Source organism: Proteus sp. G4380 (assembly GCF_963885725.1).
In the GTDB taxonomy this organism is placed as follows: Bacteria; Pseudomonadota; Gammaproteobacteria; order Enterobacterales; family Enterobacteriaceae; genus Proteus; species Proteus mirabilis.
The window spans coordinates 1-8,351 of the sequence record NZ_CAWPAV010000135.1 but is presented as its reverse complement, the minus strand read 5'-3'; the positions used below and the strand labels follow the sequence as shown (position 1 = coordinate 8,351).

Annotated in this window: 5 protein-coding genes; 4 read left to right on the top strand and 1 reads right to left on the bottom strand. The window is 33.8% G+C overall.

Translation table 11 applies throughout. From position 1 onward, the window contains the following. Nucleotides 1-87 precede the first annotated feature (87 nt). From AACU98_RS12220 to AACU98_RS12205, 4 genes are all read left to right on the top strand, one after another. Nucleotides 88-1,563, top strand: a complete 1,476-nt coding sequence (locus AACU98_RS12220) for a serralysin family metalloprotease (RefSeq protein ID WP_004244908.1) — start codon at nucleotides 88-90, stop codon at nucleotides 1,561-1,563. A gap of 162 nt (nucleotides 1,564-1,725) precedes the next feature. Then, on the top strand, nucleotides 1,726-3,465 hold the full coding sequence (locus AACU98_RS12215) for a type I secretion system permease/ATPase (protein WP_004252439.1): 1,740 nt from the start codon (nucleotides 1,726-1,728) through the stop codon (nucleotides 3,463-3,465). Nucleotides 3,466-3,481: 16 nt separating this feature from the next. Further along, a complete protein-coding gene (locus tag AACU98_RS12210) occupies nucleotides 3,482-4,807 on the top strand; it encodes an HlyD family type I secretion periplasmic adaptor subunit (RefSeq protein ID WP_161734606.1) in 1,326 nt (441 codons plus the stop codon). After that, entirely contained in the window at nucleotides 4,807-6,159 is a 1,353-nt protein-coding gene (locus AACU98_RS12205; protein ID WP_012367534.1) for a TolC family outer membrane protein, read from the top strand. Before AACU98_RS12210 ends, AACU98_RS12205 begins: the two co-directional genes overlap by 1 nt. Nucleotides 6,160-6,647: 488 nt before the next feature. Here AACU98_RS12205 and arnT read toward each other — a convergent pair whose 3' ends face one another. Continuing rightward, nucleotides 6,648-8,294: a lipid IV(A) 4-amino-4-deoxy-L-arabinosyltransferase gene (gene arnT, locus AACU98_RS12200; protein ID WP_161734603.1), complete on the bottom strand. Its 1,647-nt coding sequence runs from the start codon at nucleotides 8,292-8,294 to the stop codon at nucleotides 6,648-6,650. Nucleotides 8,295-8,351 lie beyond the last annotated feature (57 nt).

Below are 8,351 nucleotides of genomic sequence, written 5' to 3'. Positions count from 1 at the left end.
CTATCTTTATCCTCAATGGCATTCGCCAGATAAATATATTTTCAGTATGAAAATAAACTTAACCTAAATTTATATCTGGAGGATATTATGGGATCTTTTTTATTAAAAAAAGCCGTTGGGTTATCTAATATTTCTGATTTATTAGATAAAAGCGGGATCTTCTATAACTATTCAACCAAAGTATTACCTTCTTTTGATTATGATACCGCAGGAAAACATATAGCCCGTGAAGATTCCACTTGGAATGGCAAATATGTTATTGGGCAACCCGCTGAGGTGACTTATTCATTCCCAAAATGGGAAGGCAAATTTAATCAATTTGGTAATAAGAATCCTTATGAATTTAATGAATTACAAAAAGAGCATGCAAGAAAATCTTTAGATGCATGGTCTGACATTGCAAATATTAAATTTACTGAAGTTGCTGTTGGGAATGTTGATGGAATGAAGGCTTCTGACGTAAAAACAGATATTACTTTTGGTAATATCTATGATCCCAATGGCACATTTCAGGCTTATGCAACATTGCCTAATACCTATGCTTATGGAAAAGATCTTTCTGGCCAAGCATGGTTTAGTGATTATCATTATGCAGGTAATACTACACCAGAATTGGGTAATTATGGTCGTTTAACTATTATCCATGAAATTGGTCATACACTGGGTCTTATGCATCCTGGTGATTATAACGCAGGTCAGAATGTTCCAGGTTATTTAAAATCTGATTATGCGGAAGATAGTCGCCAATATACAGTAATGAGCTATTGGGATGAATATGAAACAGGCGCCCACTTCCAAGGTGCTTATGCCGGAGCCCCTCTCCTTCATGATATTTCTGCTATGCAATATCTCTATGGCGCAAATACGACTACCAGAACAGGTGATGATGTATATGGTTTCAATTCAAATACTGGGATTGATTATTATACGGCTACTGATAGCAATGATAAATTAATTTTCTCTGTATGGGATAGTGGTGGTAACGATACATTTGATTTCTCAGGCTTCTATCAAGATCAACTGATTGATTTACGTGCTGGGAACTTTTCTGATGTGGGGGGATTACAGAAAAATGTTTCTATTGCACAAAATGTTACCATAGAAAATGCAATTGGTGGTTTTGGTAATGATATTATTCATGGTAATGATGCTGATAATACTCTTATTGGAGGCGAAGGAGACGATATTATCTATGGCCATAGTGGTAATAACACTATTTATGGTGGTCGTGGACAAGATACATTACATGGTGGCACAGGAAGCAATACCTTTATTTATAAAGAAATTGCAGATTCTTTAGTATCAGCCGCAGATAAAATAATGGATTTCAAAACCGGTATTGATAAAATTGATTTATCAACATTAATTCAAGATACATTTAGTAGCAAAATTCTTAACTTTGTTGATAATTTTACAGGAAATGCTGGCGAAGCAACTCTTAGCTATAATGAAGTAACCAATGCTTCTGAATTAGCCATTAATGCTTATGGCTATAATTATAATCCTGATTTTAAAATTGATATCGTAGGTTTTGTTAATTACGAAACTGATTTTATTGTTTAAGTCATAGTTGGGTAGGAGAAAGTTATTTCTCCTACTCTCTTTTGCTTTAAATGAAGCTATTTTGATATTCATAATAATAAATAAAGTGAAAATAGACGCTTCTTTAAGACCAACAAAAGATATTTAGTACTAAAAATAGACAAATTAAATCAGGAATACCACATGCCACAAATAAAATATAATAACGAGATAACAAGTATCATAAAAGAGAGACGAAAAGTTTTTCTCTCTATTGGGCTATTTACCGCTTTAATTAATATATTAATGTTAGTCCCTTCTATTTATATGTTACAAGTTTACGATCGAGTATTACCATCAGGTAATGAAATGACACTATTGATGCTAACAATCATTATGTTAGCTCTTTTTATCTTTATGGGAGGATTAGAATATTTAAGAAGCATTATTGTTATACGTATGAGTAATAAATTAGATTTATCACTTAATTCACGCATTTATACTGCAGCTTACCGAGAAAAATTAAACAAAATAGCGAATATTAATCCAACGTTAGCATTAACAGATCTAATTACTTTACGACAATTCATTACTAGTCATGCCATATTCACTTTCTTTGATCTACCTTGGTTCCCTATTTACCTTTTAGTTATTACTTTATTTAATCCTTGGTTAGGATTATTTGCACTTTGTGGTGCCCTTATCTTATTTGCTTTGGCTATCCTTAATGAATATCTATCTAAAAATCATTTAAAAAAAGCGAACAATTTTGCCAATCAAGCACAACTAATACAAAGTCATCATTTAGAACATCCACAGACTATCGAAGCGATGGGAATGCTTAGTCAATTACGTAAACAATGGCAAACCTCTCATTTCAAATATTTACAAGCACAAACACAAGCCAGTGATAATGCAGCTGGTATTAACGCTATCACAAAAGTAACACGTATGGCATTACAATCTTTAATGCTAGGTTTAGGGGGATGGCTTGCTATTGATAATACTATCAGTCCTGGAATGATGATTGCCGGTTCAATACTTTTAGGTCGAGCATTAGCCCCTATTGAGCAAGTGATCAATGTATGGAAAAGTTGGGATAGTAGTAAAGCAGCCTACAATCGATTGACAACTTTATTAAAAACATACCCTCAAGAAAATAAAAAAATGGCCTTACCTAAGCCTCAAGGCCAATTACTTGTTAATATCGATGAAGCCGTGTATCCACACAGTGACAGAATATTACTAAATAATATCAATTTTGCTCTATTACCGGGAGATATACTAGGTATTATTGGCCCGAGTGCTTCTGGTAAGTCTTCTTTAGCAAAATTTATTGTCGGTATATGGCAGGTCAAAAAAGGCATTGTGCGATTAGATAATGCGGATATCTTTCAGTGGAGTAAAGAAGAAATTGGCCCACATATTGGTTATTTACCTCAAGAAATCGCCCTTTTCCCCGGCACTATCGCTGAAAATATTGCACGCTTTACTGAGGTTGATCCTCAAAAAGTGATCCAAGCCGCCAAAATGGCACATGTACACGAGATGATTTTACGCTTTCCTCAAGGATATGAAACCCAAATTGGTGCTCACGGTGAAGGATTATCCGGCGGACAAAAACAACGTATTGCATTAGCCAGAGCATTATATGGCGATCCCACGTTAGTTGTCTTAGATGAGCCAAATTCTAATTTAGATGATTTAGGTATTAGAGCGTTAACACAGGCGATCGAAACATTAAAACAGCATAAAAAAACCGTTATTTTAATTACCCACCAAAAACAGCTACTTTCTGTCACCAATAAATTATTAGTGATATTTGATGGAAACACCAAATTATTCGGTCCAACGGCGTCTGTTATTGCTGAATTAAATAATCCAACTATCACAAAAACGGCAAACACTATTTCTTCAACACCAGCAACCTCAAATAACGCTTAATTTTTCGGAATTGATCATGACTATAGAAAAAAATATTATACCACTGTCAGAAAAAATTTCAGATGATCCAAAGAAATTTCTCGTTATTGGATGGACTGTGGTTTTATTAGGCTTAGCAATTTTTATTTTTTGGGCTGCTTTCGCGCCCCTTGATAAAGGCGTTCCTGCAATAGGAAACGTAGTAATATCGGGGAATAAAAAAAGTGTACAATCTTCTGTTGAAGGTATTATTACTCATATTTTTGTAAAAAATGGTGATCCGGTATCTGCCGGACAAACCCTGATACAACTAAGCCCTCTTCAATCTCAAGCCTTAGTAAAATCGTTATCAGAGCAATATGATAATTTACTGATCACTCAACAAAGATTATATGCTGAACTTAATCAACAAACTTCATTTAAATTAAATAATAACGAGAAATACTATTCATCTACTGAAAATAGAGAGAAGTTATTACTACAACAAAATCGTTTATTAAATGAAAAAAGTGCAGAATTAATAAGTGAAATAAATGGTTATAAAGCAGCTATCGATGGCATTACTAGTCGCCTAACCCATCTAAAGCGCTCAATTCAGAATAAAAAGAGTCAAATTAGTAATCTACAAAACCAGCTTAATGATTTACAAATTTTAGCTAATGAAGGATATATTCCTCGTCACCGATATCAAGAAATGATAAGAGAATTAGCTGAAAATAATAATCAACTTAACGAGACTTTTGGGCAAATAAGCGCATTAGAAAAGCAAAAATTAGAATATGAGCAAAGAATATTGCAACGTAATGCTAATTACTACCAATTAGCTCGAACAGAGCTAAATAAAATACAATTACAAATCAGTGAAACAGAAAAACAACTTATTATAGAAACAGATAAATTAGCTAAAATGGCAATTATCGCACCGATATCGGGTACTGTGATGGATCTTTCTGTTTTTACCCAAGGTGGCTTTGTAAAAACAGGTCAGACATTGATGGATATAGTGCCTGAAGATCATCAACTTGTTATTGAAGCGCGTCTTGCTCCGCATCTTATTGATAAGGTAACTCCTGGCCTTCCCGTTGATTTGATCTTTAGTGCCTTTAATCAAAATACCACGCCAAAAATTCCTGGTGAAGTAACGATTATTTCTGCCGATAGATTAATTGATGAACGAACAACTGAGCCATATTATCAAGTTCTTATTAACATAAAAGATTATACATTATTAGCAGATAATAAAAATAAATTGAAAGCAGGTATGCCCGTTGATGTATTTATTAAAACTGGCGATCGCTCATTATTAAATTATCTTTTCAAACCAGTATTGGATAGGCTCCATACTTCATTAACGGAAGAATAATGATGCTAATAAAAAAACTTTTTACACTTTTTTCCGTAGGACTCCTAAGCTTGCCAGCTTCAGCGGTTACACTGTCTGATCTCTATTTTTTAGCAATTAAACATGATCCCACATTTAATGCTGCGGTAAAAGAGCAAGTAGCAGGTAAAGAGTATGAAAATATCGGGTTATCACAATTGCTACCCAATATTTCTGTCAATTACAAAAATAATCCTCGCAACTGGCAACGTAAGGCTTATCCAATAAATATATTTCAGGATAAAATAACAACAGTTGAGTATCAAAACTATCAAAGCTATTCTGTCAACGCGATTATTAGTCAACCACTATTTGACTACACCGCATTTAGTGAATACAAAGCTTCTATCATTAAAACATTATTAGCAGACAGTCATTATCAAAATAAATTTTCAGAATTAATTATTCGACTTATTGATAATTATATTCAAGTTGCTTATACACAAGATAAATTATTACTAAATCAAGCACAGCAAGAAATCTATCAAAAACAACTAGCTTCAAGTCAACGCCTATTTGAGTTAGGAGAAGGAACCAAAACAGATATTGCTGAAATAGAGACTCGTTTATATTTAACCCAGTCACAATATACCGATCTTCAATTAGAAATTGAAAAGGCTAAAAACAAACTCAGTGCTATGATCGGTTCACAATTGCCTACTCATGAGCACATCGCAAAGCTAACTGATACAAAGTTTGTTCTTCAATCACTGGCTCCCGATGACTATTCCACATGGGAAAAAAATGCCATACAAAATAACTTAAAGATACAATCTGCTCGTCATGAAATGGCGATAGCTAAACAAGAGATTGAGAAAAATAGAGGTGAATTTTTTCCAACAGTACAATTTTATGCGGCTTACTCTAGTAGTAATTCTGATAGTAATAATACCATTAACCAGAAATACCAATCTGCTAACGTGGGTTTTTATGTCAGTATGCCTTTATTTAATGGGGGTAAAACAACGGCATCAATGCGTCAGTCGACAGCAAAATATCAGATGAGTGCATTTGAAAGGGATGCTATTATTCAAAATATTATGCAGGAATTAAGATATCAATATCAAATTTGCTCAACGAGCCATATTAAATTGATGGCTTTTGAGCAAGCCGTTAGTTCCGCTAAGTTACAATTAAATGCAACACGAAAAAGCTATATTGGTGGTCAGCGAACGATGGTTGATGTGCTTAATGCGGAAGAGCTTTTATATAGAGCGCAGCAAGATTTAATCAAAGCCAAATATGATTATATTCAAGCTTGGGCATTATTACATCAATATACCAATACTCTAGACATTGAAAAAATAAAAATTATTGAAAACTATTTTCAGTAGCTGAAAATATATATTTAATTTAACTCAATACTATAATAAAAGCCCTATAATTAATCAGGTTATAGGGCTTTGCGTCTATGATAGTTAGTCTAATAGATTACTTAGCTTATTAGCATATCGTATTTTCATCACTTCTTTTTATTACCGTACAACATTAATACACGGTGAGTAAGAGCAATTGATGCCAGACCGATAATACATTCAGTTAAAAAAATCAGCATAAATTCCCCCTATTCATGAGTACATTTTGTCTGGGTGGGGGTTCTGATAAAGTTAAGTGACTTGTCATATAGTGCTTAGCTAACTCCGTTCTAATGGACACATTTTAAACCTATCATTAAAACGACAAAGAGCAAAATATATTTACCGACAAATTCTGTTTTTTAATCTAGATCACATATAAATCACACGAAAAGCAAAATCGTAATACATGATCAGTACTCACTGAGAAAAAACATCACAGCAAAATAAATATTAAAGCAATTCAGCTAATTAAAGAACACCAGCGTTAAATCGCCCTCTTTTTCTACTATCGGCTTTTCCTTTAATGTAGTCAATTTAGTCAAAATCTGCTTTCTATCAGGTCTGACTAAAACAATCGCTACCCCTTTATATTGGTTTGCTTCAATTAATGCTAATAGCTGTTCAAGGCTATAGTATTTATTTTTTACATCTGGGTAATTTAAACCATAAGCCAACTCACCTTTCGTCTCTGTTAAACGAATATCAGTCCGTTTTAGTCCCCAAGCAAGTGATGTACCAATACCAACTTCGTCCGTTAAAAGATACGATTTATTACTCAAAGGCTCATAATAACGTTGGATAATATTTTCCGGTGTACTTCTACTTTCTATCTTTTCTGGGATTGCATAGCCAATAACTAAACTTAGTCCGATAGAGCAAAACATCGTTAAAAACTGTGTTTGTCTAAACAGCGCCCCCGCACCAATCACACTCCAAAATAAAAACCCACTTATTGCTAACACTATTTTTAACGTTTCATTCGTATCATAAAGCGCAAATTTGGCACTGTATAAAGAATAGATAACGGCTGATATACCCATTAGCCCAAAAGCAATATTGATAGATGCATTCACTTTGCTAATTTTCTCATCAGGTCTATCTTTTAACTCTTCGATATAGTGTGCAATTAAAATAGATAATGGCACAAAGCACGGTAGCATATAGGTTAATAGTTTTCCTTTTGAGGCTGAGAAAAAAGCAAAAAAGAGAGCAAACCACAGCAGAAAATAGAGTGTACCTTTTTTTAAAGAGAAAGCTGATTTTAATGCACCAAATAAAAAACCTAGCCAAGGCAATACACCCAATATAACTATCGGGATATAGAACCACGTTGGTTGTGAGCGAGCAGACTCTTTAGCAATAAAACGCTGTACATGTTCAACCCAGAAAAAATAATTCCAATAATCCGGTGCTTGTAATGCAACAGTAATCACCCAAGGTCCAGCTGTAATAGCGAGAGCTAACAGTACAATAGAGGAATAGCAAACCACTTCTTTAAAGCGAGCTTGACTAATTGCCATGACTAAAAAAACTAATGCAGGTAAAACAACCGCAATAAAGCCTTTTGTTAAAAAACCAAGTGCGCAAAAAAAGCCAATACCCATATAAGCAATTATTTTGCCCTTTTTATTCGGGGTCGATAACGCAACTAAAAATGAGTACATTGCAGCGGTCACAAACAGCGTCACAATAGGATCTAATATATTATAAGTACCTATTGCTAATACCAGAAAAGAAGATAAAAAAACGGTCATAGCATTAAAAGCAAGAGCGCTATTGCGCCAAACTACCATTGCCGCTTTATAAATAAGCCATCCTGTTAATAAGGTTGATGTTACTACAACAATACGCACCGCAAAATGGCTTTCACCAAATAGCCACTGAGCAATACAATTGATCCAATATCCTAAAACAGGTTTTTCAAAATAACGAATATCAAGAAGATAAGGCACTGACCAATTGCCAGAAACTAACATTTCACGGCTAATTTCAGCATAACGAATTTCATCTGGTTGCCATAACAGGCGCGTTTCTAAAGGAATAAAATAAGTTAATAAGATAAATAGGAAAAACAATAACCATTTATATCTTTCTGTCATCGCTATATTCATAATTCCTCAAATAAACGCACTACATTATTTATCAACATCAATTAGTCATAATATTTT

Excerpts from the sequence above, each read along its gene's own strand:
- AACU98_RS12220 (WP_004244908.1), top strand. The coding sequence starts at position 88 with ATGGGATCTTTTTTATTAAAAAAAGCCGTTGGGTTATCTAATATTTCT.
- AACU98_RS12215 (WP_004252439.1), top strand. The coding sequence starts at position 1,726 with ATGCCACAAATAAAATATAATAACGAGATAACAAGTATCATAAAAGAG.
- AACU98_RS12210 (WP_161734606.1), top strand. The coding sequence starts at position 3,482 with ATGACTATAGAAAAAAATATTATACCACTGTCAGAAAAAATTTCAGAT.
- AACU98_RS12205 (WP_012367534.1), top strand. The coding sequence starts at position 4,807 with ATGATGCTAATAAAAAAACTTTTTACACTTTTTTCCGTAGGACTCCTA.
- arnT (WP_161734603.1), bottom strand. The coding sequence starts at position 8,294 with ATGAATATAGCGATGACAGAAAGATATAAATGGTTATTGTTTTTCCTA.